The organism is Emticicia agri, from assembly GCF_004168285.1.
In the GTDB taxonomy this organism is placed as follows: Bacteria; Bacteroidota; Bacteroidia; order Cytophagales; family Spirosomataceae; genus Emticicia; species Emticicia agri.
The window spans coordinates 21,499-45,508 of the sequence record NZ_SEWF01000039.1; the positions used below are offsets into that span (position 1 = coordinate 21,499).

General features: G+C 37.6%; 20 protein-coding genes. 4 read left to right on the forward strand and 16 right to left on the reverse strand.

Features of this window, described 5'->3' with window-relative positions; genetic code table 11:
• Positions 1-47: 47 nt before the first annotated feature.
• On the forward strand, positions 48-785 hold the full coding sequence (lptB, locus tag EWM59_RS20810; RefSeq protein WP_130023182.1) for an LPS export ABC transporter ATP-binding protein: 738 nt from the start codon (positions 48-50) through the stop codon (positions 783-785).
• On the opposite strand, the gene EWM59_RS20815 is transcribed toward lptB, so the two are convergent.
• A complete protein-coding gene (locus EWM59_RS20815) occupies positions 782-1,501 on the reverse strand; it encodes a hypothetical protein (RefSeq protein WP_130023183.1) in 720 nt (239 codons plus the stop codon). The two genes, lptB and EWM59_RS20815, sit on opposite strands and share 4 nt — an antisense overlap.
• Positions 1,502-1,672: 171 nt before the next feature.
• Here EWM59_RS20815 and EWM59_RS20820 point away from each other — a divergent pair, with 171 nt between their 5' ends.
• Together EWM59_RS20820 and EWM59_RS20825 are read left to right on the forward strand one after the other, a co-directional pair.
• Complete coding sequence (locus tag EWM59_RS20820) at positions 1,673-7,132, forward strand: alpha-2-macroglobulin family protein (RefSeq protein ID WP_130023184.1); 5,460 nt, start codon at positions 1,673-1,675, stop codon at positions 7,130-7,132.
• 130 nt (positions 7,133-7,262) lie between these two features.
• Positions 7,263-7,982 carry a Bax inhibitor-1/YccA family protein gene (locus tag EWM59_RS20825; RefSeq protein WP_130023185.1) on the forward strand — a complete coding sequence of 240 codons (720 nt, stop codon included), beginning with the start codon at positions 7,263-7,265 and terminating at the stop codon, positions 7,980-7,982.
• A gap of 136 nt (positions 7,983-8,118) precedes the next feature.
• Here the strand turns inward: EWM59_RS20825 and xrtN are convergent, their stop codons facing one another.
• The 10 genes from xrtN to EWM59_RS20875 all read right to left on the reverse strand — a co-directional run bounded on the left by xrtN (position 8,119) and on the right by EWM59_RS20875 (position 18,169).
• On the reverse strand, positions 8,119-9,414 hold the full coding sequence (gene xrtN / locus EWM59_RS20830; protein WP_130023186.1) for an exosortase N: 1,296 nt from the start codon (positions 9,412-9,414) through the stop codon (positions 8,119-8,121).
• A 1-nt stretch (position 9,415) separates the two neighbouring features.
• Positions 9,416-11,932 carry an XrtN-dependent VIT domain-containing protein gene (locus EWM59_RS20835; protein WP_130023187.1) on the reverse strand — a complete coding sequence of 839 codons (2,517 nt, stop codon included), beginning with the start codon at positions 11,930-11,932 and terminating at the stop codon, positions 9,416-9,418.
• Between the two features lie 25 nt (positions 11,933-11,957).
• A complete protein-coding gene (locus EWM59_RS20840; protein ID WP_130023188.1) occupies positions 11,958-13,496 on the reverse strand; it encodes a DUF4153 domain-containing protein in 1,539 nt (512 codons plus the stop codon).
• A gap of 57 nt (positions 13,497-13,553) precedes the next feature.
• A complete protein-coding gene (locus EWM59_RS20845; protein ID WP_130023189.1) occupies positions 13,554-13,847 on the reverse strand; it encodes a winged helix-turn-helix domain-containing protein in 294 nt (97 codons plus the stop codon).
• A 39-nt stretch (positions 13,848-13,886) separates the two neighbouring features.
• Complete coding sequence (locus EWM59_RS20850; protein ID WP_130023190.1) at positions 13,887-14,498, reverse strand: hypothetical protein; 612 nt, start codon at positions 14,496-14,498, stop codon at positions 13,887-13,889.
• Positions 14,495-14,854 (reverse strand): diacylglycerol kinase family protein, encoded by a 360-nt coding sequence (locus EWM59_RS20855; protein ID WP_130023191.1) that lies wholly within the window; start codon positions 14,852-14,854, stop codon positions 14,495-14,497. Before EWM59_RS20855 ends, EWM59_RS20850 begins: the two co-directional genes overlap by 4 nt.
• Positions 14,829-15,524 carry a DUF1361 domain-containing protein gene (locus EWM59_RS20860; protein ID WP_130023192.1) on the reverse strand — a complete coding sequence of 232 codons (696 nt, stop codon included), beginning with the start codon at positions 15,522-15,524 and terminating at the stop codon, positions 14,829-14,831. Before EWM59_RS20860 ends, EWM59_RS20855 begins: the two co-directional genes overlap by 26 nt.
• Positions 15,525-15,876: 352 nt before the next feature.
• Entirely contained in the window at positions 15,877-16,371 is a 495-nt protein-coding gene (locus EWM59_RS20865) for a cupin domain-containing protein (RefSeq protein ID WP_130023193.1), read from the reverse strand.
• A gap of 63 nt (positions 16,372-16,434) precedes the next feature.
• Positions 16,435-17,379, reverse strand: coding sequence for an NAD(P)-dependent alcohol dehydrogenase (locus tag EWM59_RS20870; protein WP_130023194.1), 945 nt, complete (start codon positions 17,377-17,379; stop codon positions 16,435-16,437).
• Between the two features lie 52 nt (positions 17,380-17,431).
• A complete protein-coding gene (locus EWM59_RS20875; protein WP_130023195.1) occupies positions 17,432-18,169 on the reverse strand; it encodes a helix-turn-helix domain-containing protein in 738 nt (245 codons plus the stop codon).
• A 295-nt stretch (positions 18,170-18,464) separates the two neighbouring features.
• Here EWM59_RS20875 and uvrC point away from each other — a divergent pair, with 295 nt between their 5' ends.
• A complete protein-coding gene (gene uvrC, locus EWM59_RS20880) occupies positions 18,465-20,279 on the forward strand; it encodes an excinuclease ABC subunit UvrC (RefSeq protein ID WP_130023196.1) in 1,815 nt (604 codons plus the stop codon).
• A gap of 6 nt (positions 20,280-20,285) precedes the next feature.
• Here uvrC and EWM59_RS20885 read toward each other — a convergent pair whose 3' ends face one another.
• From EWM59_RS20885 to EWM59_RS20905, 5 genes are all read right to left on the reverse strand, one after another.
• Positions 20,286-21,176 carry a serine hydrolase gene (locus EWM59_RS20885; protein ID WP_229239402.1) on the reverse strand — a complete coding sequence of 297 codons (891 nt, stop codon included), beginning with the start codon at positions 21,174-21,176 and terminating at the stop codon, positions 20,286-20,288.
• A gap of 440 nt (positions 21,177-21,616) precedes the next feature.
• On the reverse strand, positions 21,617-22,051 hold the full coding sequence (locus tag EWM59_RS20890) for a DUF3592 domain-containing protein (RefSeq protein ID WP_130023197.1): 435 nt from the start codon (positions 22,049-22,051) through the stop codon (positions 21,617-21,619).
• A 58-nt stretch (positions 22,052-22,109) separates the two neighbouring features.
• Positions 22,110-22,520, reverse strand: coding sequence for a DUF3592 domain-containing protein (locus tag EWM59_RS20895; protein WP_130023198.1), 411 nt, complete (start codon positions 22,518-22,520; stop codon positions 22,110-22,112).
• On the reverse strand, positions 22,517-23,524 hold the full coding sequence (locus EWM59_RS20900) for a hypothetical protein (RefSeq protein ID WP_130023199.1): 1,008 nt from the start codon (positions 23,522-23,524) through the stop codon (positions 22,517-22,519). Before EWM59_RS20900 ends, EWM59_RS20895 begins: the two co-directional genes overlap by 4 nt.
• A gap of 144 nt (positions 23,525-23,668) precedes the next feature.
• The gene (locus tag EWM59_RS20905) at positions 23,669-23,956 is read right to left on the reverse strand and encodes a hypothetical protein (protein WP_130023200.1); all 288 of its coding nucleotides are present in this window, start codon (positions 23,954-23,956) and stop codon (positions 23,669-23,671) included.
• Positions 23,957-24,010 lie beyond the last annotated feature (54 nt).

The following is a 24,010-nucleotide window of genomic DNA, read 5'->3' on the forward strand; positions in this document are numbered from 1 at the left end:
CGAAAAAGACGTTAGTTTTGCAAAAGAAATGGGGATAATAGAAAGAAATGATTCTACGAACAGAAAACCTTATTAAGAAATACGGACAACGCTTAGTTAATAATAATGTAAGTTATCAGGTCGGACAGGGTGAGATTGTGGGGCTTCTTGGACCTAACGGAGCCGGAAAGACAACTTCGTTTTATATGGCTACTGGTTTGGTAAAGCCTAACAGCGGTAAGGTATGGCTTGATGATTTAGACATTACTTCTTTGCCTATGTACAAACGTGCCAAATTAGGCGTTGGCTATCTGGCACAAGAGCCTTCTATTTTCAGACAATTAACCGTAGAAGAAAATATTTTAGGTGTTCTGGAATTGGCAAAACCGCATTTGAATAAGGCTGAACGAAAAGAAAAAACAGAATATTTATTAGAAGAGTTTAGTTTGACCCATGTACGGAAAAACAAAGGAATTGTGTGTTCGGGTGGGGAGCGTCGTCGTACAGAAATTGCCCGTGCTTTAGCAGTTGACCCAAAGTTTATTTTATTAGATGAACCATTTGCCGGAGTTGACCCCATTGCCGTAGAAGAGATTCAAGGCATTGTAGCTAAACTCAAACTACGTAATATTGGTATTCTGATTACCGACCATAACGTAAACGAAACGCTGTCTATCACCGATAGAGCTTATCTGCTTTTTGAGGGTAAAATTTTGCGTCAAGGCACAGCCGAAGACCTTGCTGGTGATGAACTTGTAAGAAAAGTATATTTAGGTCAGCACTTTGAGTTGAAGCGCAAAATCTAAATAGTAGTAACTTTCTGAATAGTACAGGCAATAGCGTTTTCTTCCAGTTCTTGTATATTTTTGTCTAATGCCCATACACTGACTCTTGTAGGTCGTTTACCACTTTCTTTATAAATTTTCAGTAATTCTTCTGCCTTTTTTCTTAATCTCATCAATTGGTCTGCCTTGTCTGCTTGCTGTTCAGTTAAAGAATTTATAGCAGAGGCCCGCAACTGCTCAAACTCATTAGCAGGTATATTCCCTTTCAGCTTTTTCAGGCTTTCTATCAATAATTCATACTTGTCTGATTTGGCTTCAATAAGTTCGTTTGTATAAAACTTTATTTGCTCATAATTGTCGGTTTCTAATAACCTAAAGTTTACCAATATAAATTTCGAATATCTGCTTCGGATAATTGGCAAAAAAGCATCATCAGGGTGAGATTTAACGAATACTCTATATTTTTGGTCTGCCTCTATTCGCTCTTCTTCCGGAAAATTCTCTAATGGAAACAGAATATCCATCTTCTCTAATAAATCATCATAATGCTCTCTTTGTTCTTTTAAGGCATAGAAAAACTCGACAGGGTTGGCTTCCTGATTTAAATAAATAGGTTGAGGCTTAAAACCGGAGTCGTTTAGCTTTGAATAAAATTCCAGAATTTCAGATTGTGTCAGCTCATTATTACAACTTTTCAGAGAGAAACTAATTAAAACAAAAATGAATATTTTTTTCATTGAAAGATTTTTTTAGTCAAACAAATATAAGTTAAATTCCGGTAAATAAATAATGGACACTCCTGTTTTTTCACTCGATAAAATAAATTAATTATTTTTGGCTTTGGGCTACAATTTCACGAATTTCTTACGTTAATTGTACCGTTAAACACCTATTAAAACGTCATTTCCATGAAATCTTCGCTGCTCAGTTTCAAGCGTAAGTCATTACGATTGATTAATACTTTTGTCCTTTCTTTTTTTACATTCGGTATAACAGTCTATATCAGTAGTTGCGCAAAACTGAATGAAGTAGGCATCTCTGCCCGAAACTTCGAAGATGAAATTCAGCAGGCACAAAACCTCGTTTTTACTTTTAATAAAGACCTGGTAGGAGAAAAGGATTTAGATAACTGGGAGGCCGTAGAGTACGTAAAAATTGAGCCAAAAGTAGAGGGTGTTTTCAAATGGGTAGCTAAAAACGAACTGGTTTTTTCACCAAGCAGTGGTTTTAAACCTGCTACAGCCTACAAGGCTGTGCTTAGCAAACCTTTGCTGAATAAATCGGCCACTAAAAACTATACTTTAGACAATGAGACCGTAGAGTTTCATACCCCTTATCTGCAACCTCAAAAAATAGAAAGCTACTGGATGAAAGGTGCTGACGGCAAGCCAACAGCCAAAGTGAAGATTGATTTCAACTATCCTGTTCAAAAAAATGAATTGAATAGCTTAGTAAAACTCAAAGTTGAAGATGCGGATAAGAATTTCATTGTTAATAATACAGGTAACGATAGCAAGATTGTACTGGCTTTGAATGATGCGCCTTCATCAAAAGATGAAACACCATTAACAGCTAATATTGAGAAAGGCGTAAAAATGTCGGGTGGGGGAGCAAGCACGCAACAAATCTATACTTTAGAGGGAGTAATACCTTCACCTTATGATGTGAAAGTAATTGATGTTGAAACAGGATTTGAAGGTAATCAGGGATTTGTAAAAATAATAACTACCCAACAGATTGCAGATGATAAACTGAAAGATGCTTATACCATTGAACCTGCGGTAGAAACCCAGACCGAAGTAACCGAAAATGGTTTTATTATTAAAGGATTTTTCAGCACAACCGAAGCTTACACGCTGACAATTAAAGATAATCTGAGAGGTACATTAGGTGCAAAATTAGACGGAAATTATACCAAAGACCTGTTCTTTGGCGAAATGCCTGCCAGTCTTGAATTTACCAATAAAAAAGGCTTGTATCTATCGTCAAAAGGTAGCCGGAATATCGGGATAAGAATCACGAATATTCCTAAAGTAAAGGTGAAAGTGATGAAAGTTTATGAAAATAATATCTTAGCCTACCTGCGTAATAACCGTTACGAAGATTACTACTATGACGGGGAAAGTAGTACACCTAATGGCTATACTTATGGTGATGACGGACAAGGATTTTACAGCGATGTGCTGATGGACAGAACTATTGAAACAGGCAACCTGCCGAAAATTCATGGCACCTCAGTTTTAAATATGCCATTGCCTGACCAAAGCAAACTGAGAGGCGTGTATTTAGTGAATATGAATTCGAACGATGAGTACTATTTCAATGCAAGTAAATTAGTTTCAGTATCGGATATAGGTATCATAGCCAAGAAGTCTGACAGTGGCAATGAAGTAATGGTTTTTGTGAACTCAATAATTGATGCACAGGCATTAGGAGATGTAGAAGTAAACCTGATTAGTTCGAATAATCAGGTGATAGAGACACTCAAAACAGATACCAAAGGGGTTGTTATCTTTGAAAAACTTCAGGAAAAAGCACCGAACTTCAAGGTAGCTATGATTACGGTTCGCACAGACGATGATTTTAATTATATGCTCTTAGAAGATACACAGGTAGAAACTTCACGGTTTGAGGTGGACGGTAAACGAGCCAATGCAAGTGGGTATGATGCCTTTGTGTATGGCGACCGTGATATCTATCGTCCGGGAGAAACAATCCATTTTAATATAGTTATAAGAGATAGTAAATGGGCTTCGGCAGAGGATATTCCATTAAAAATCAAGTTATTATTACCCAATGGCAGGGAGTTTAAATCGTTTCTGAAAAATACCAATGCACAAGGAGCCGTAGATACTTCAGTTCCGCTCGACCGTGCGGCTGTTACAGGTAATTATTCGGTAGAAGTATATAATGGCAATGATGTACTGTTAACCTCAAAATCTATCAGTGTAGAGGAGTTTATGCCCGACCGTATTAAGGTAGATTTATCAGCAAAGGAAATTTATCGCTCGGGCGAAACGATTTCTGTACAGGCCATCGCTACTAATCTTTTTGGTCCTCCGGCATCGAATCGTAATTATGAAATGGATTTCAGTCTGAAAAGAAAAGTATTTACAGCCAAAGGCTTTGAGAACTATACTTTTGATATACAGAATGATACAAAATTCAATAACGATTTACGGCAGGGCGTAACAAATGAGAATGGAGTGGGGGTACAGAGTTTTGAAATTCCGGCTACTTATAAAGATATGGGCGTGCTGGAAGGAAAAGTTTTTGTAACCGTTTTTGACGAAACAGGCCGCCCGCTTAATCGTATGCAACGGTTTGATGTATTTACGCAGGAAACATTTTTTGGTATCAGCCTGCCTGATTATTATGTAGGTACTCATGTACCCATGGCTATTCCGTTAGTAGCTTTAAATACTGCAGGTAAAATACCGAACAAAGCCCGTGCTACTGTAGATATTTATCGCATAGAATACCAGACGGTTGTTGAAAAAACAGATGGCGTTATCCGCTATAATTCTAAGCGTCAGGAGAAATTAGCCCAAACCAAAGAAGTAGATTTTTCGGGTGGTAAAGCTAACATTAAATTTATTCCGCAAGTATCCGGCGAATACGAAATCCGTATTTATACCGTAGGTGCTGAAAGCTATGCTGCACAAGGGTTTTATGCTTATGGCTATGGTAGTACCTCTAACAGTTCGTTTGAGGTAAGTAACGAGGGGCAGGTATTGATGGAAATGGATAAGGAAAAGTATCAGGTAGGCGATAATGCCAAGATTCTGATGAAAACGCCTTTTGCCGGAAAAATGCTGGTTACTGTAGAAAGAAATAAAGTATTAGAGCATTTTTATGTGGAAACGGATAAAAAATCGGCAGAAGTTGAAGTGAAAATTACAGAAGATATGCTGCCGAATGTCTATGTAACAGCTACCTTGATTCGCCCGATGAAAGGAATAGATATGCCATTGACCGTAGCGCATGGGTTTGCACCTATGAAAGTAGAAAAGTCGGACAACTTGCTGCCTGTGCAGATTGTAGCTGCCAAAGAATCACGTTCTAAACGTAAACAAAAAATTACAATCAAAAGTAAGTCTAATACAGAGCTGACAGTAGCCGTAGTAGACGAAGGGATTCTGCAAATCAAGAATTTCAAAACACCTGATATTTACAATTATTTCTATCAGAAACAGGCATTAGAAGTAAGTAGCCACGATTTATACCAATTCCTGTTTCCTGAGTTATCGTTGTCAAGCAATAGCAGTATCGGGGGCGACGGGTATAATCTGGAAAAACGGGTAAATCCGCTAAGCAATGGCCGTACTAAATTAGTAGCTATCTGGAGTGGTATCCTGAAAACTAACTCGAGTGGAGAAGCACAGTTTGAGTTTGATATACCGCAGTTTTCGGGTGATTTAAGGATTATGGCTGTGGCCTATAATGATGAGGCTTTTGGCTCGGCTAATACCAATATGAAGGTAAAAGACCCGATAGTGATTAGTACAGGTGCTCCAAGATTTTTAAGCCCTAACGACGAAGTGATTATTCCGGTTACCATTACTAATACTACCAACAACAGTACTTCTGTAAATGCTTCGGTAAATCTTACGGGTGGCTTGGCTTTACAAAGCCAGAATAATCAGTCTATTGCTATTCCGGCAGGCAAAGAGGTCAGAACCTTATTTACTGTCAAAGCCCCTCCGGCCATTGGTAATGGGAGCATTGCTGTAACAGTCAATGGCTTTAAAGAGAAATTTTCTGAAACCATAGACCTGACTATCAGACCAAGTACTTCGCTTCTGAAAAGTTCTTTTTCCGGCGATGTGTTAGCAGGCAAAACAGCCGCAGTTAGTCTGGCTAACGATTATATGCCGGGTACAGCACAGGCAAGTTTGTTGGTGAGCCGCTCGCCTATGGTACAATTTGCCAAAGAGTTAGATTATTTATTAGGCTATCCGCATGGGTGTATAGAGCAAACGGTGTCTAAGGCTTTCCCACAATTATACTTTGCCGATTTTACCAAAACCATAGCTAAAAAATCGAAGTCTATAGGTTTGAAAGGAGATAACGACTGGAATCCACAGTTTAATGTGCAAGCGGCTATCCGTAAAATTGAGAGTATGCAATTAGCCAGCGGTGGCTTGAGCTATTGGCCGGGCAGTGATTATGAAAGCTGGTGGGGTACTATCTTTGCCACGCACTTCATGATTGAAGCCAAAAAAGCAGATTATGAAGTAAACGAAAACATTCTTAACCGGATGTTAGATTACCTGACTACCAAAACATCTATGCAGGAAACTACGGAGTTAGAATATATTTATGTTGAGAACGGTACCTATAATACCCGTACCATTGCCAAACGTAGCATGATATACTCGCTTTATACCTTAGCTTTAGCTGGTAAGGCAAATCAGCCTGTGATGAATTATTATAAATCGAATGAGAATCTGCTGACAATTGATACCCGCTATATGTTAGGCGCAAGCTTTGCTCAGATTGGCGACGAAAGTAGTGCCAAACAACTGATTCCGAGAGATTACCTGTTAGAAACCACAGCCAAAGAAACCGGAGGAAGTTTCTCTTCACCCATCCGTAATCTGGCTATTTCATTAAACAGTTTGGTAGAATCTGACCCTCAGAATTTGCAGATTCCAAAAATGGCAAGAGTATTGTCTCAGGCAGTAAAGACCAGCCGTTATCTGTCAACCCAGGAATCTGTATTCAGTTTCCTTGCTTTGGGTAAAATTGCTAAACGCAATGGAGAATCAAATGTAACAGCAACCTTAATGGCTGATAACAAGCAACTGGCCAGTTTCACAGGTACCGATTTATCTTTAGACAAAGGATTAGCCGGAAAAACGGTTAATATCAATGCCAAAGGTAAAGGGGCTCTCTATTATTTTGCCCAACAGGAAGGGTTAAGTGCTACCGGAAGTTATGTAGAAGAAGATAACTTCCTGAAAGTACGCAGGCAGTTCTTTAGCCGTACAGGCCAACCGCTTTCGGCTAATCAATTCAAGCAAAACCAGTTGGTTGTAGTGAAAGTAAGTATCAGTGGCACTACACCTGTTGAAAACGTAGTAGTAACTGATATGCTACCTGCGGCTTTTGAAATAGAAAATCCTCGTCTGAATGAAGACCGTGATATGACCTGGATAAAAAATGCGTCAACACCTCAGCACTTTGATATACGAGACGATAGAATTAACTTCTATACTACAGCCGACGGTACAGAGCGCAGTTTCTATTATCTCGTTAGGGTGGTATCCCGTGGTAAATTTGTTATTGGTCCGGTAGCTGCCGATGCCATGTATAACGGCGAATATCATAGCTATAATGGTGGAGGCACCGTAACGGTAGAATAATGATTAATAAAAAGCGCAGGATGAATAAGTCGCTATCCTGCGCTTTTGTAAATTCAAAAAAACTGAGTTTATTTGTAAGAGGTTAATATCCTTTCAAACTGTTTCTTTTAATTCCTAAACAATTTTAACTATGGCTAATCCGGCATTTTCGGAAAAAACATTTACTAAAATCGACCTCGCTGGCCACAATGGCGATGTGATGACTGTACAAAGTACTCTTAATAAAGTGGGTATTTTATTATTTATACTGATTGCCTCTTCGACAGTATCGTGGATTGGACTGTTAGAAGGTTGGAGTATTGCCCCCATGCTTATTCCGGCTGGTAGTATCGGTGGTTTGCTATGTGCTGTTGTATTGGTATTTAAAAAAGAATGGGCACCACAATTAGCACCTACTTATGCCTTGTTAGAGGGTTTGGCTATCGGGGCTATCTCAGCTATTTTTCAGGATTTAGCTTTTATGGCCGCAGGTCTGACTTTCGGTGTGGTATTAATCATGTGGTTCTTATACAAAACTAAAATACTACAAGCTACCCGTGGCTTTATTATGGGTGTTACAGCCGCTACAGGTGCTGTTTTTCTGGTGTATTTACTAACCTGGATATTAGGCATGTTTGGTATCAGCATACCTTATATTCATGAAGGTGGTAAGGTTGGTATTATCTTCTCGTTGGCAGTGGTAACTATTGCCGCTATGAATCTGATTATTGATTTTCATCTGATAGAACAAGGGGCAGAAATGCGTGCGCCTAAGTTTATGGAGTGGTATTCAGCTTTTGGATTGATGGTAACTATCGTATGGTTATATCTTGAAATTCTGAAATTATTAGCTAAAATCTCCCGTAAATAGATTTATCAAAAATTTATAACACAGAAAGCCTGCTTCAAAAGTGGGCTTTCTGTGTTATGATAAGCATACAAAAAAGAAAACCCATATAAAACTACATGGATTTTGCTCGCTAACCCCTAAATCAACTATGCTACTTTTATAGCCACTCAGCAATGACTTTCTTTAACTCATGTTCTGAATCTGCGGTTACATTAATGAGTTTAAATTTATGTTCTCCTTTCAATACCCTCCATCGCCATTCTAACTGGCTATTAGTGATGACTTCACCATTCGTAAACCACCAGGCGGTGTAAAGTTTATCATTTTTGGTTGTTAATACCCCTGTATAAATCGGATAACTTTGTACTATCTCTTCTTTGATTTTTTCAAAAGTATAACCGCTCCCTTTCCAACAAAAAATAGGGCTATGTTCACCCGAATAAAAGTCAGGAATTGGTTTCAGGTAAACCAGGGCTTTATCGCTTTTCATTTGAGTGATGCCCGTGTTTAGTACTTTTGCCTGGTAATTGGCTTTTTCATGTTTCTCTGTTATTATCTGCTCTTGCGCTTTTGTTGAACCTGTAAATGACAATATCAGATAGGCAGTAACTGAAAGAAACAAGCCATTCATTATCCACTGCCTTAATCCTGTTTCCTCAATTTTTGGCTCTACCGATTCAGTCACTTGCTTTAAAGCAATTTGCCTGATAATCCCTACCATCGGTAGCCAGACATATATCAGTAAGCAACAGATACCTAATACATCATGTAAGAAATTATCCGGTGTAATTCTGAAAATAACCAGAAGCAGGATTCTACATAAATTACTCAGAATATTGAGCAGAAAAGTGATAGTTAAAGCTAATAACTGCCAGCCAAATGTGAGTTTTTTCTGATAAATATCCTGATAATAGGCTAGTAAAAAGATGCACATTAAAAACGATAACCCAAGCATTTGCAGACCTGTGCAGGCGGCATCAACTAAAAAATCATTACCATTTAATACAATCATATTACCATTTATTTCAACAGGAAAATGTAAAAAAGAGAGTATTTGCCCACTGATTTCGCTCAGCCAGATACGAATCGGAAAAGTAAAACTTTCAGCTACATACCTGAAAAGAGGAGACATAAGCAGAAGCACAAGAAATGCCAGTTCACTCAGCTTACCAAACAGTGTCTCAAAGCAAAACAATAAGGCAACTATCAGTAACAGATACCTGATTGAAAAAGTAGGCACATAAAAGGAAACAATAGTCAGAAGCAAAGTCGGGATAAGAAAACGCATACTCTTATTGCCCGGTGTACCTGCTTTCAGTACATAAACCAATATGCCTGCTCCCAAGATAAAAACAGAGTCGCCTAAAAAATATCCCTTATAGCTGATACAGATAAATAAAGCTATATAGGCCATAAGGAAAATTACTTTAGGATAACTGGTCGCTTTAAACATTTTACAAGAATCGCTTTAAAAGGAAATAAAGTATAACACCAGCAAACGTAATAATTAACAACCATTCGTGCGGTTCTGGTACTGAGCCTGATGATTTAAGCGTAGCATTTTCAAGACTGTTCTGACTTTTCTTTATATCAAAGCGTTCATAGTCTTTTTGTGTCTCCAATACTATCAGACTTGAGATAGGTGTTACAATATTAGCTGTAGCTGCTTCCTGAATAAGCGAATCAGAAAGATAATCTTGTTTAAAATACTTAGCCCCGATTTGTTGCATGATATGGGTGTAAGCATACAACCGAAGCAGATGGTTTGGGGCATCTGTTTGTTCTTGGGTTTTTGCCACCTCTGTAATCTGCATTTGAGCACTTTCGATGTTGACAGATGTTTTAGCAGGAGAATGGAGAACTTTATAGAGTTTTTGATTCTGTAATTGTTCAATACTCATCTGATTAACGGCTACTACGCCTAACTCTTTTAAGGTTTTTAAGTAGGACGATAGCGTTTCATTGAGTGATACTACCTGAATAGGTTCTTTGTCGATATTGATATTTTTGGTAGCCTGTGCAAAGTTACTTCCTTCTAATTGTTGCAGATTAGGCGCTTTAAATGTGCCTTTGGTAATCAGTAAGCATTGTCTATTTGATGTGGGGATTCGGTATAGGGGAAAAAGGCTGAAATTATTTTCCTTTAATTCGTAGAATAACCTATCTTTATTCTTCTCACTCAATCGTATTAAGCCATCTTTCCATACCCATATTTCTTTAGCTGTAAAAGTTGAGTAGATATCATCAAACTCTGATTTGCTCCACTCTGCATTCACATCTAAATAGATTTTATCAGGACTATAAGATACTTTCTGAACGAATAAAGGCGATAAGACATAGCTTTTGCCCTGAAAAGTAAATGGCTTTTTCGATAGGGCAGGTGTTTTGAAACGCAATTGCCAGTCAGATTTATAAGAACCACTGTGTTCGATTGTACCGGATGCATTAGCCTGCCAGGGATTAGATAGACCCTCTATCGGTTGAGAGAAGTCTATTCTGACAGTTTCTTTAGTATCGCTTGCATCAGGGCCTTTAAAATAAATGTTTTTATAAATCAATTGTCCATTGCTTTCTTTCAGTGGCGACGTAATTCCTATTTTAACCCTTCTTGCTTCTTGCGGCGTACACGGAAAAACTCTTATGCTTACTGTATTGCCCTCTTGCCAATGAACTACTGAAGGATCCCGGCTTTCAACGCCTACAATCGTTTTATAGGCAGAATCGGCTTTACTTTTAGTAGTCAGATAACCTTTTTCTTCTTTGCCATTAATCCAGAGCGAAAGAGAGGAAACTACCGAACCCTCTGGTAAGTAGAATGTATAGATAGCCTCCTGATTTCGCCATGAATATTTTCCGCTATTAGCAATGCTAAGTGTTTTCTCAGTATAAGCCATCCGGTATTCAGGATAGATTCTGGTTTGGGTAATAATGTCTTGTGTTACTAATTGGTCGCCTGCCCAAAGCCTTACCTGCGTTTCATGGTTTATATCTTGTATAGCTCCTAATATTTTAATTTTTTCATTAGTCTCAATTGCTGGTTTCTGACTGAACAACGAGGCGGTCATCACTAAGGGGTCGTGTTGTAAACTCCCGAAATTACCCGTTGTTGGCATAAAATTGAATCGGGTATCGAAATTCTGATATAGTAAATCGCCTTTCAGAATGCGTTCTGTAATCCAGTTATTTTCTACTTTCTGAGCTACTGCTATCCAGTTTGGCACCTCATCGGTGGTACTTGTGAAAGACTTCTGATAAGCCTCATGGATTTGATTCTGGGTGATGTTCCACTGAATCACAAAGAAGATGGTGAAGACAACAGGCGTGAGGATTCCAAACAGGATAGCATTGTTGTGTGAATGCCAGGTTCTTTTAAGCAGTTTGACGTGAGCGATTAATAAAATAAGAGGGATAAATGAATGAAAACCAAGCCCCAGAAAAAGAATGAGCATAAAACTAACGGGGTATAACCAAATAGTATAAAGCGTAAAATAGGCCCATAAAACAGTTGAGGCAGCGCAAAAGACATATAGTACCTCTTTAAATCTTTTAGAAAGATGAGGTTCCCAATAAAACAGAATATTACTCAGGCACGAAAGAACAAGAGCTACTGAAAGCCAATCGGTTGACTCCTGAAAGACATCAACCTCCCGGTTTAATGTAAAACAACTGACAATCCATATCTGCCACGCAAGTAAACGATAAGCGGTATATTCTTTGGGCTGGGCTTTCCAGAATACCTTCATTCTTTTGGTAAACAGTAAGAAAACTGTATAGCCAACTGCAAATATCATGGCAACAAAAGACATTGAAAACTCTCGTCGTTCATGCGTACCAAGAAAAATTGACAAGGATATGAGCAAGAGTAATAGCCCGAAAAAGTAGTCAATAGTAGGTACATAATCATACCAGTATTTTTTTGTTTGGGCAATAAGTTCCTGGGGCCGGCTGCCCGGCTCTTTAATTGTTTCCATAAGATGTTTGATTGAAGGTGAAGATTTATTGGTTTTGTGTCACAGGAGGAATGTAATCCTCTAATTTCTTATCTTTAAAATAATCCACAGCTTTGCTATTAGATAAATCCCATGAAACCCATGTATAACCTTGTTGGTCTGTCAGGTATCTTTTTATCTTGTTGTTTAGCTTGTTAATTTCATTTACCTGATTAATATTCGGAGTCTGCTTAATTCGCTCTGCTATTTTCTCCTTGTTTTCATAAAGAATCGGAAGTGTTCTTGGAGAGAGTTCATACAAATATTGATAGTCAATATTTGCTGCACTTTGTGTACTTAAATTGTATCGGGCAATCATACTATCCCAATCAAAAAGCGCCAGACTTACAAAAGCTATGTAAAATACCCACCCGGCTTGCTTAACCACATGAAAGAATGAATACAGTTTTTTTATCTTCATCCACATCAGCACCAATCCTGCTGAAGTAAGCACCAGAAAGAATACCACCCCGATACGCTTATGTGTGAGCCCATAATTGATAATGTATTCGTAGTTGCGTAGTAATACAGAAATAACCAGAATTCCGTTCTGGATAATCCAGATGTAGGAAGCCGTTAAAAGCCATTTATTATCCGGCAGAAAATTCAGGTCTTTGCGGAAATAGAAAAGCAATATGGCAATGGAGAGAAGGATGCTGAAAATCAGAAGATTGGTGCCTTCATGCACTAATTGCGACAATTCTACTGCCGATTTTAAATCTCCACCTACATTAAACCAGATAAATCGTATGTCTATACTATTGATAATGAGCAGTAATATATTGACCGAACCTATCAAGAGCAAAGCGGTTTTATACTCGTTTTTTACACTTGTTTCGTTGATACTTTCAGAAACAATTAAAGTCTTCGGGCTTTTAAAAACAAAGAAGTTGTGAATACCTTTGGCTCTTTCCCAGTCTTTCAGCACACAAATAATGAGAAATGCTCCGAAAAGAATAAAGATGATATGTGGCAGAGAGAGCGTATTGAAGAACTGATTAAACGCTTGAAAAAAGACTGAGAAGGTTGAGTCAAGCATATTGCTGAATACCGGATTGGCAGTCTTAAAAATTGCCAGAAAAATAAGAAACACTATTACAGGTATAATAAATAGCTTAACAGCTCTCAGAATCGGATTGAGTTTTTTGTTATGTCCGTTAGTAGAGTTATTTGTACTTGCCAGTAAGATAAATGGTTCAAATGTACTCATCAGTGCGTTCACCCCGAATTGAAATAGGGCCCCGCTGACACTTGTCAGTTGAGGGCGATGCAGAAAACCTACCAGAACAATGAAAGAAAAAAAATGACCGAATGCACTGATTACAGAATTATGTACAACAACTAATACTGCACTAAGAATGGTGAGTAACAAGGCCGTTTTTATGGCTAAAGAATGGAGTTTTATTTTGTTGAAATAAATAAATAAACTAATCAATAAGCTATTAAATATCAATAGATTAATTCCGGGTTTTTCTTGCCAGAAAAAATAATTGAAGAGGGTAGTCAGCAGTACAAATGCTAAAACTTTGAGCGTAGTAGATGACATATTTTGGTTGTTTTAAAAGTACTTTGTTTTTCAAAGTTAATAGGTAAAAAAATATAATCAAGAACCTTTGATAAATTTTTCTAATTCATTCAGGTGGTCATTAAAGGCCTGTTTGCCTTCGTCTGTTACTGAATATACTGTACTTGGTTTACGGCCTATAAATTCTTTCTTGAACGAAATATAATTAGCTTCCTCAAGCGCCCGCAGGTGAGTAGCCAGGTTGCCGTCAGTCAACGACAAAAGTTCTTTCATGTTGTTGAAAGAAAGCTCTTCATTGACCATCAGCACCGACATAATACCCAAACGGGCTTTGCTTTCAAATGCTTTATTAAAATTCTGTAATAAATTCATAATATAGCGACAAGCGATTGCTACTCGCCTGACAAATACCTATTTAGTTTCATACCTGAAATATACCACTGCTCCATAAATAATATGCAGTACTCCAAAACCCAATGCCCAGAAAAAAAGATTCCATTGTGCCAAAAATAGTGCTATTAAACCAATAATGACTTCACTGATGCCTAAATAAAATGTATCGTGTACAGTGTATCTACTTGCATTGACTAACGCAATACCATAAAAAATTAACGTTGCAGGAAAACACAACCAGAAAAAACCATGATACAGCATAGCTATACAAAACGTACCTCCGGCTAAAAGCGGAATAAGCATACTTACGAGCAAACGCTTTGAGGTTGAATTCCATAGCTGTAACCCTTGCTTTCTGGCTCTGCGTATCGTAAAAAAAGCACCTGTTACTAAAGCAGAAATCAATACTACTATGGCATCTAAAACCAGTAAAGGAACAATCTCTTCTCTTACCTGAGGGTCAAATAAATGATAGAGTGCATCTATATGTATTTTCTGATGTGCATACCATGCACCTGCTAAAGCACAAATACCTGCCGAAATACCTGATAGTCCGCTTAGTGAAAGAAACTTAGAGGAACGTTCCATCATGGAGCGTATCTCTTTAAGCTGTTCAAGGTGTTCGTTCATAGATTAGCTAATATTTTAGGCAAAAATATAATAATTCCGATAATAACTGCAATACAGGAAATGATTAAAACTGCACCAGCCGATAAATCTTTTACTTTTCCGATTAGTGGATGGTGTTCTGTCGATACAAAGTCACATAATTTCTCAATAGCTGTATTGAATGCTTCGGCTACCCACACTAACCCGACAATGATACTTATGATTGCCCACTCGTCACTACTTAGCCCTACTAATAATCCCGTCAGCACCACTACAACTGTAGCAAATAGGTGAAATCTGGCATTATTTTCCTGCATCAGCACCCATATACCCTGAAAAGCATACTTAAAACTACGCAACATTTTTGGTACGTTCATACGATGGCGGAATCAACAGATTTAAAGAAACATATAATACCATTACCACTAACGAAAACACCATAGTTGTTTGAATAGCCAGCGGGTTTTGCAACTCCTGAAAAGACTTGCGGAACAGAAAAATAGGGTCTGTAAATAAATCCCAGCTATTGAAACGAACAAATCGGCCTAAATATAAGCCAAAACCTGATAATACCACACTGATGGATAAAATACTCCATGCCCAGAATTTATTGGTAATCTGCCTGATAATCTGGTGTGCTACATACAACGAATATAAACCTGTGGCTAAGCCGGCTAAAGCTACTATAAAGAAACTTACGGAATCAAACCACAGAAGACGGCTATGTGATTCTGTCAGGTGAATTAAATCGGTAATAATATATGGCGAGTTGGGAAAAAATAAAAGCCATAACCCTAAGCATACATAAATAATCAGTTGACGGAGCCTTGTTGGTGTTTGATGCAAAAACTGATACCTGCGTGCCACCAGCACAAAAAACAAAGGTACCCAGGCTAAAAACAGATTCCAGAGCAGGTAAATACCTCTTAGTTGTTGTGTTTTAATAACTCCGGCTATTAGCAACACAAAACTCAGAAGTGTCAATAAAATCAGACTCAAAGTTGGGCGGCTAACAGAAAAGGAGATAGTTATTTTCTTTAAATTCATATATATTTTTTAAAAAGAACTTTGTAATACAAAGTAAATGTAAATTTTAAAACTATCCAAATTTTTTCTCGGAATTTTTTTGAAAGTAAAAACCAACCTGTGAGAGTTGGCTTTTCAATAATGTCTTTGAGTATTGTCGTACAGCAATAAGCGAATGTAAATTTTTAAAGGGCTTGGACCTAAACAAGCAAGTTTATTAATCACAACATTGTTTGTTTGCCTTTTAGACGATACTTTTTTGAAAAGTCACAAATAATTGAAAATATTTTTCAGAAAATATTCTACTTCTCATTTATGACCTTTATTGCATCTGATTATTTTTTGTGAAACAGTTTTTGGAGAAGATCTATATTTATTTGTCTAAATAATGAGGCCGATACAATACCTGACCGTACTTTTCTGCAATGGCAACTACTTTCTTTATTTCTTCTTCCTCCAAATGAGCAGGTGGCAAAAACTCGCCTGCTTTCACAGGTGTACCAATCTCTTCAAAAAAATCATCCAGACCAGCCGGAACAACCGTACATAACAAATGAGCCATCACCTTGCTTGAGTTTTTAAAACTATGTATGGCACCACCTTTAGGAATATTTACTAAATCTCCCTTTTTGGCAATATAGCTCCCATCTTCTGTTTTAAACTCAAGTTCTCCGTCAACTACATAAAATGATTCGTGGAAAGATGGGTGTGCATGGGGTGGTGGACCTCCACCCGGAGGTATTAGCATATCAATTATAGCGTATTCTCCGCTGGTTTGTTTTCCTGAAATAATAGTTCGGTAAGTATCACCAACTACGGAAAAGTGCTTTCCGTTACTTTCGTTTATGATTTTAATATTGCTTTTCATACTTATACGATTAAATTAGATTGTTTTTCTTTTATGGTTTACAATGATTCTTTAGAGTTGTCATTAATTGAATTCAACAGCTACTTTGCCAATATATCTGCCTTGCTCAGCATACTGATAGGCTTCTTTAGATTGAACAAATGAAAATATTTTACTTACTTCGATTTGTAAACCATTATCAACAGCATTTAGCAATACATCCATATTATCTGTAGATGGGTTGGAAAGCATAGCAATATGCTTTTTGCCTGTAAATAAATTTTTAAAAAACGAAGTGATAATTTCAACGGGCTTTGGTGTAGGATTTATGAATAAAGCTTTGGGTTTCATCAGTTGTTTGGCATTGATGTAGCCCATTTTGCCAGATAAGTCAATTACAGTGTCATAGGTCTTTTTTTGGGATAGAACATTTTCTTTTGTATAATCAATGACTACATCTGCTCCCCATTTTTTGGCAAAATCAAGAGCTTTTGTACTTGTAACTGCCGTTATTTTTGCCTGTTTTTGTTTTAATAATTGTAGCAAAAACATGCCGAAGCCACCCGTTGCACCATTTATCAGGATTTCAGATTGTGCATTGATGCTACCCATTTTTTGTAAGGTAGTTACAGCGGCAGCACCTACTATTGGAATAGAGGCGGCTTGAACAAAATTGATTTGTATCGGTTTTTTCCAGACCAATGTTGAAGGCACTGCAACATATTCGGCTAATGCACCTTCTTTCATGTTATTTTTTACTACACCAAAAACCTCGTCTCCTTTTTTGAAGTTAGTGACTGATGCTCCGGTATCTTCAATGATACCAGCAAAATCAACGCCTGTATGTTTGGGAAATGTTGAGCCAGACATCAATTTCATTTCTCCTTTTCTGATTTTCCAATCTAAAGGATTAATTGAAACGGCTTTTATTTTTATTAAAACCTGATTTGATTGAACAGATGGTTTGGGTTCTTCTATTGTTTGCAAAACATTGGTGTCTCCAAACTTTTGATAAACGAGTGCTTTCATTGTGCTATTTTTTAAATGTTTAAATGATGGCACAAAGTTGCAAACCACCAGACTAATAAACTTGTATCAAATCACTGTTCTGCTTGAGCGCCTTGGGCGGCATACCAAACATTTCATACATATACTTATTCAGTTGAGGCAGGTCATAAAAACCTGTATCGTAGGCAATGTCTGTCAGAGTTCTGTCTTTTTCAGAAAGCGTAAGATAAATAGCCTGGCGTAGTCTTGTCCATAATAAATATTTAGACAAACTACTTCCTGTTTGTTGTTTGAAAAGTGAAGCTAAACGAGAGGGAGAAAGAAAAACAATATCAGCAAAAGTTTGTGGGGTTATATGCTGTTCAAAGAAATTGGTTTTAATATACTCAACTATTTTTGTTACTCTTTCATCATGTTTTGTTAGAGGTAGTTTTAAAATCAAATCATTGATGATATGATAAATATCAAAACTATCTTTTCCTGTCTGAAAAAACGTATGTATTTCGGCTGAGGAATTAAAAACAATATGGTCTTGATTTACATTAAATCTGCTTGATAGTTCCAAGCCAACACCCGAATAGGGTTCTATGTTTAAAATATTCAATGCGCCTTTTTCGATACTGCAAAAATGTGTAACCTGTGGTTTAATTAGAAATCCATAAATGTGTTCATATAATTTTCCATTGATAGTTGAAGTAAAAGGATTCTCGTTTGACAAAACAATCTGGTAAGCAGAATGATGATGGATTTCTACAGCAAGATTATAGGCTTTAATCGCAAGAATAAAAGGGTTGTTGATTTGTTTTGTCATTTCAATAAATCTTGATTTTATATACGTGATAGCAAACTTTGAAAGTTTACTATAAAAGATAGATGTCGGGTCTATAACAAGTGTAAAGAGCTTAAACTAAATAAGCAAATATTATTGAGTATATGTTGAAAATCCATCTGTTTGCTTGAAATTCAGCCAACATTATGAATTTATTGAGCCTTTGTTTATAAATTAGTTTTTTGTTAACAAATACCCATAAGTATTCGTTAGATTTTGAACACATTCATCAGGAGTACTGTTATATTTAATCAGGATGATAATATTGTAGGAGTATATGTCAGAGATAAGTTTTGATTATAAAACCGAATTGGTGAGAGTTCCCGAAGAGCCGGGGGTATATCGTTATTTTGATGACAACGGAGAAGTAATTTATGTAGGGAAAGCTAAAAACTTAAAAAATCGGGTTACCAGTTATTTTGCCAATTTCAACCGTCACGACCGTAAAACACGCCGTCTGGTAATAAGTATCCGAAAGTTGGAATTTACGATTGTACCTACCGAATTTGATGCACTTCTGCTTGAAAATACATTGATTAAAAAGTATCAGCCTCGCTATAATATCTTGCTGCGAGACGATAAAATGTATCCTTATGTGTGCGTAACCAACGAACGTTTTCCGAGGGTAATTACAACCAGACGCATGGAGGATAAATCAAGAGGGAAACTATATGGCCCTTTTGTAAATTCAAAAGCAATGTATGCCCTGCTCGAAATGTTCAGCCAGTTATATACCATCCGTACCTGCAACCTGAGCCTGTCACAGGAAAATATTGATGCTAAAAAGTTTAAGGTCTGTCTCGAATACCATATAGGTAATTGCAAAGGCCCTTGTGAGAATCTGCAAACAGAAGCAGATTATATGAAGGAGATCGAGCAGGTACACAATATTCTGAAAGGTAATCTGGCTCCAGCCAAGCAGTATTTTGAACAAAGGATGTTGGATTCAGCCCAGAAAATGGCATTTGAAGAAGCACATCAGTTCAAACTGAAATTAGATTTTCTGCAAAACTACCAGAGTAAGGCCACGGTAGTAAACCCTGCTATCAAAGATTTAGATGTATTCAGTATTACCTCTGACGAAACATCGGCTTATATCAATTACCTGAAAGTAATTAATGGCACTATTACCCTTACGCAGACATTAGAAGTAAAGAAGAAATTAGAAGAAACCGATGAGGAAATTCTGGTAATGTTTATTGTAGAACTAAGACAGCAATACGAAAGCACTACTAAAGAAATAGTAACGAATATTCCGGTAACGATAGACATGAAAGCCGATATTGCCGTGCCACAGATAGGAGATAAGCGTAAGTTACTGGATATGTCGTTGAAAAACGTGGTGTATTTCAGAAAAGAAAAAGCCGAGCGAGAAGCCATTGCAGCCAGTGGTGCTACCAATAAACGAGACCGTGTATTGGTAAAACTCAAACAGGATTTACAACTGAAAAACCTGCCACGCCATATTGAGTGTTTCGATAACTCTAATATACAAGGTACTAATCCGGTGTCGGCTATGGTGTGTTTTATCAACGGGCAACCATCACCAAGAGATTACAGGCATTTTATTCCAAAAACGGTACAAGGACCAAACGACTTTGCTACCATGAAAGAAGTAGTAACCCGCCGATATACAAGACTCTTGCAAGAAAAAGCCGACCTGCCTGATTTGATTATTATTGATGGTGGTAAAGGACAACTCTCTGCCGCTTGTGAGGCTCTGAAAGAAATAAGCCTGTATGGTGAAATACCGATTATAGGCATAGCCAAGCGTCTGGAAGAAATCTATTTTCCTGAAGATACACTACCATTGTATATCGATAAAAAATCAGAATCGCTGAAACTCATTCAACGATGCCGAGACGAAGCTCACCGTTTTGGTATTACACATCATCGTGACCGACGCAGTCAGAGCTTCCTGATAAGTAGCCTGGAAAGCGCACCAGGCATTGGTAAGCTGACGGCAACCAAAGTGCTGAAACACTTTAAGACTATTTCTAATATCAAGAATGCACCGGAAGAAGCCCTTATTGAGTTAGTGGGCAAAGATAAAACGCATCGTATCAAAGAGTTTTTAGAGAAAGAGAGCTGAACGGAATTAGTGTTGAAGGCTATCATAGAGCATTCTTGATACCTCTGCCAGTACTTCAACTCCCTTCTTCTCATCTTTCAGTTTTCTTGAAAGCAGTACTACTACGTATTTTCTGCCATCGGGTAAATACACAATACCTGAATCGTTTTGTACCCCTGTAATAGACCCTGTCTTATGGGCTACCTTTACTTCTTTGGGTAATTTGGCTGGTATTTTTTCTCTGAATTTCTGGTCAAGCAATATCTTAATCATTCCTTCTGAATCTTCTTTGCTCACTACCGTTTTTTGGGCAAGTTTTTCAAAAATAGTCATCAGGTCATAAGCCGTAACAGTATTATTCATACCCAACTTAAATGCCTTGCTGTCTTCAACCCCACGTAGTACCTGAATGTCGTTAGCTCCTAAAGTCCGCATAGTGGCATTGGCCTTTTTTGCCTCTACCAAATCAATCAGAATATTAGTTGCGAGATTACTGCTGACGATAATCATCTGATAGGTAAGGTCGTAAATCGTCATTTTTTTACCGATTTTCTTATACATATCATCGGCACTATCATCGCTTATATCTAAGCCAAACGGGCTGCCATCCACAATACTTTTAAATTCATTTTTCACTACAATCGAATCAGATAATTTAAACTTCCCTGCCCTTGCCTGTTTAAAAACCTCTATCATTACAGGCGTTTTCATGGTACTGGCTGCATGAAAATTATCTTTTTCGTTGATAAACAGCGTTTGTCCTGTCTGCAAATCTTTGAAAGCTATTGCAAACTCACCCTCAACGGTAGCAAGTTTTGCCTGAATAGCATCTTTTAGTTTTTCAGAGGAGCCTGTTTGTGATAGAGACTGCATAGTGATTCCGAAAAGAAATAGCGTGATGAAGTAAGTGTTTTTCATTTGGGCGTGTCCAAATTTTGAATAAATAGAATAGTGTAAATGCAATATAGTCTAAAATTGTTACATTTAGACATACCTTTTCATATCCTTCCAATTAAATTGTCTATTAGATAATTATTCAATGTAATAGTTCGAGAAAAGCCGCATAATAATTAGAAATTTTAACTATAGGGAATCATAATCACTCAAATATTTAGTTTTTTGGGGAAACCGTTCCCCAAAAATCTCTGAAATAGGCTATTATCAGGCTTGGCAAATATTTTGATAGATATATATCATAAAACATTAAAAGCCATGATAGTTGTATTATTTATAGTTTCGCAAGTTATAGCATTAGGATGTGTTTCTGCTTATGGTGTACATTTAGAACGTGAAGAGCAGAGAAATTACAGAAATAATTTAATTACCCAGAGACAGGGCAAGAAACTACGCTGATGCAATCAATAATGTTTTTGAGACATTACTGCTGTATGATTCCAAAAAACCTTAAGAAAAATGACAGATATTAAGGTAAAGATGAATCCTATACCCCCCAAAATAATTGCCAGAACTGAAATACCGCCCAAGGTGGCATCTTCAGGATCGGCAGGGTTAAAATATATTTCTACAGTTTCGCCCAGGTCGTAGGCAGAAGGTTTCGTATAAACATTGTGGTAATAGAAATGGGCTTGCCCCTTTGCGTCGCTGTACTCAACCACAGGCGCTTTACTGCCTTTTCTGTTGGAGTGAAAGTTTATAACTCTTCCGCTTGCCTTGGTAGCTTTTTCTATAAAGTTTTTGTTAGAAATATAGGCATAAATAGCACCACCAAGAAAGCCAATCCCTATAATCAGGAAAAGGATTATTACATATCTAATAGGGTCTGTTTTGCTCATGGTCTGTTTAGCAGGTTTTTAATTTTTGTTTAGTGTTTCTTATTAGATAGGCTAATAGTTATTTTCTCATAGCTATACCCACGCCTGTAAATACTAATCCGAAAATACTCAGAATAATCATAGGAATAAAACTATATCCTAAACTTGCCTCTTCCGGATTCGTAGGGTTGTAGTAAATAGTTACTTCTTGCCCTTGCCCATATTGAGGCGGATTTGTTCCTTCTGAATGATAATAGGTATGCCTTTGTTGGTCAGGCGTGTAAAACTCAATAACAGGTCTCTTGAGTGACTTACCTTTAGGGACAATAAAACCTGTTACTCGTCCATTCGTCTTGTTAGCCTCTTTTAGAAACAGGTATTGACTACCATAGATAAATATCACTGCTCCAAAAAAGAGTAAACCTGCACCAATAATAATATGGGCACTATTGCGGATATAAAAAGGCTGGGGTGATTTTGTGTATCTCATCTCCAGGGAGCTTTTTTGTAATACGTTACATACGTATCTCCGTCTATTACAATCATTGGGTCACCATTTTTAGGATGATTCCTTTTTTCAAAAGAGTAAACTTTGTAACCCTCGGCCTGAGATTGCACGTGTATTCGATTGCCTTCTACTTTCCAGGTACCTCTGTCAGAACTTTGGCTGTTCGAACCTCCATAGCCACCTCCTCCATAACCGCTGATTGAGCCTTCGGCATAGTATTCATAAGTACCATTGCCATTAATTACAATACATTTAGTGCTGTTATAACTACTTGATGAGGTAGAGGAGGTATTAGCCCAACACCATTTGCCTACAATGCTCTGATCGATGCCGCCGCCAGTATTGCCTCCCTGTGCCTGCCCATAACTGCCTGATGTGGCACCGTTAGCTGTACCTTTTTGTAAAACAGCCGTAGTACCATTGCCGCTTAGAGTCAGATAATTGCCATTCACAGCATATTGCAAAGTAGTAGTACCTGTTGACCCGGTTATAGACACATTATTACCTGATGTGCTGTACTGAAACCCTACTCCATTATACGAACCCTGCCCACTTGCCTGAAAAATCATGGTTTCGCCATTCCCCGACCAGGTACCAACAATAGATGAACCATTAGATTTGCCTGATGGAGTATCAGAAGCGGGTTTTGAGGAAGCAGTACTTGTAGCTGCCTCACCTTTGCTGAAAGTGATAGGTGCATCTAAATCGCCACCTGAAAGGGTTAATTGCCCATTTTGCAGTACATACTTATAATTAGTAGTTTCGCCGTCCTGCTTTACTGATAGGGTAGTGGCAGTTGTGGTATAAGTAATTTTTTCTTCATCAAACATGCCACTTCCATCGGCATTGAGTTGCAATATCATGGCAAAGCCAAACTGCTTATTTGTCCATTTACCTGCCAGAGAAGTTTTACTGGCTTGTACTTTTGAGCCTATCTGTGCAAAAATTGCTGTGGGAAGTAAGAATAGTAATAGGATAGTTTTCATGTTATTTTCCGTTTTGATTGAGAATACTATTCATTTTTGTTTCAAGTGCTGAAAGCCTTTGCTCATAAATGTACAATTTTGTGCTGAAAACAAGGCAGGAAGTAGTAGAAATAGAAATAAGGGTTTTTTCATGGTTTTATGGGTTTAAATACGATAACCCAAAGTTTTTCCAAGCAATACCAGTAAGTATAGGTGCCACCGGGCAGGAGAGTTTAATTGAATAAAATCTTTAAATTGGGTATGAATCATAGCTAAATAAATCTGGCTGCTCAGGCGTTTGTTATAACCGATTTTATTTAACAGAGCCAGCATTTCTATACTCTCAAAATAGGCATCTAAACGTGGCTCTGTTTCGGCAGGGTACTTTACTACAAAGTTTTGGTTTTGTAGGAGTACCTGTAAATCAGTCAAAAGCAGTTTTGAGTTTTTCATCGCTATTTTCGTTGAGAAATCTTTTGCAAATGACTGACGGAATACCACATAATT

Bases quoted from the DNA above. Each gene is read 5' to 3' on its own strand.
- EWM59_RS20855 (WP_130023191.1), bottom strand. From the start codon at position 14,854: ATGAACGTACCAAAAATGTTGCGTAGTTTTAAGTATGCTTTTCAGGGT.
- EWM59_RS20860 (WP_130023192.1), bottom strand. From the start codon at position 15,524: ATGAATTTAAAGAAAATAACTATCTCCTTTTCTGTTAGCCGCCCAACT.
- xrtN (WP_130023186.1), bottom strand. From the start codon at position 9,414: ATGTTTAAAGCGACCAGTTATCCTAAAGTAATTTTCCTTATGGCCTAT.
- EWM59_RS20850 (WP_130023190.1), bottom strand. From the start codon at position 14,498: ATGAACGAACACCTTGAACAGCTTAAAGAGATACGCTCCATGATGGAA.
- EWM59_RS20895 (WP_130023198.1), bottom strand. From the start codon at position 22,520: ATGAGATACACAAAATCACCCCAGCCTTTTTATATCCGCAATAGTGCC.
- EWM59_RS20890 (WP_130023197.1), bottom strand. From the start codon at position 22,051: ATGAGCAAAACAGACCCTATTAGATATGTAATAATCCTTTTCCTGATT.
- EWM59_RS20845 (WP_130023189.1), bottom strand. From the start codon at position 13,847: ATGAATTTATTACAGAATTTTAATAAAGCATTTGAAAGCAAAGCCCGT.
- EWM59_RS20870 (WP_130023194.1), bottom strand. From the start codon at position 17,379: ATGAAAGCACTCGTTTATCAAAAGTTTGGAGACACCAATGTTTTGCAA.
- EWM59_RS20815 (WP_130023183.1), bottom strand. From the start codon at position 1,501: ATGAAAAAAATATTCATTTTTGTTTTAATTAGTTTCTCTCTGAAAAGT.
- EWM59_RS20820 (WP_130023184.1), top strand. From the start codon at position 1,673: ATGAAATCTTCGCTGCTCAGTTTCAAGCGTAAGTCATTACGATTGATT.
- EWM59_RS20875 (WP_130023195.1), bottom strand. From the start codon at position 18,169: ATGACAAAACAAATCAACAACCCTTTTATTCTTGCGATTAAAGCCTAT.
- EWM59_RS20885 (WP_229239402.1), bottom strand. From the start codon at position 21,176: ATGAAAAACACTTACTTCATCACGCTATTTCTTTTCGGAATCACTATG.
- EWM59_RS20900 (WP_130023199.1), bottom strand. From the start codon at position 23,524: ATGAAAACTATCCTATTACTATTCTTACTTCCCACAGCAATTTTTGCA.
- uvrC (WP_130023196.1), top strand. From the start codon at position 18,465: ATGTCAGAGATAAGTTTTGATTATAAAACCGAATTGGTGAGAGTTCCC.
- EWM59_RS20825 (WP_130023185.1), top strand. From the start codon at position 7,263: ATGGCTAATCCGGCATTTTCGGAAAAAACATTTACTAAAATCGACCTC.
- EWM59_RS20840 (WP_130023188.1), bottom strand. From the start codon at position 13,496: ATGTCATCTACTACGCTCAAAGTTTTAGCATTTGTACTGCTGACTACC.
- EWM59_RS20905 (WP_130023200.1), bottom strand. From the start codon at position 23,956: ATGAAAAACTCAAAACTGCTTTTGACTGATTTACAGGTACTCCTACAA.
- EWM59_RS20865 (WP_130023193.1), bottom strand. From the start codon at position 16,371: ATGAAAAGCAATATTAAAATCATAAACGAAAGTAACGGAAAGCACTTT.
- EWM59_RS20835 (WP_130023187.1), bottom strand. From the start codon at position 11,932: ATGGAAACAATTAAAGAGCCGGGCAGCCGGCCCCAGGAACTTATTGCC.
- lptB (WP_130023182.1), top strand. From the start codon at position 48: ATGATTCTACGAACAGAAAACCTTATTAAGAAATACGGACAACGCTTA.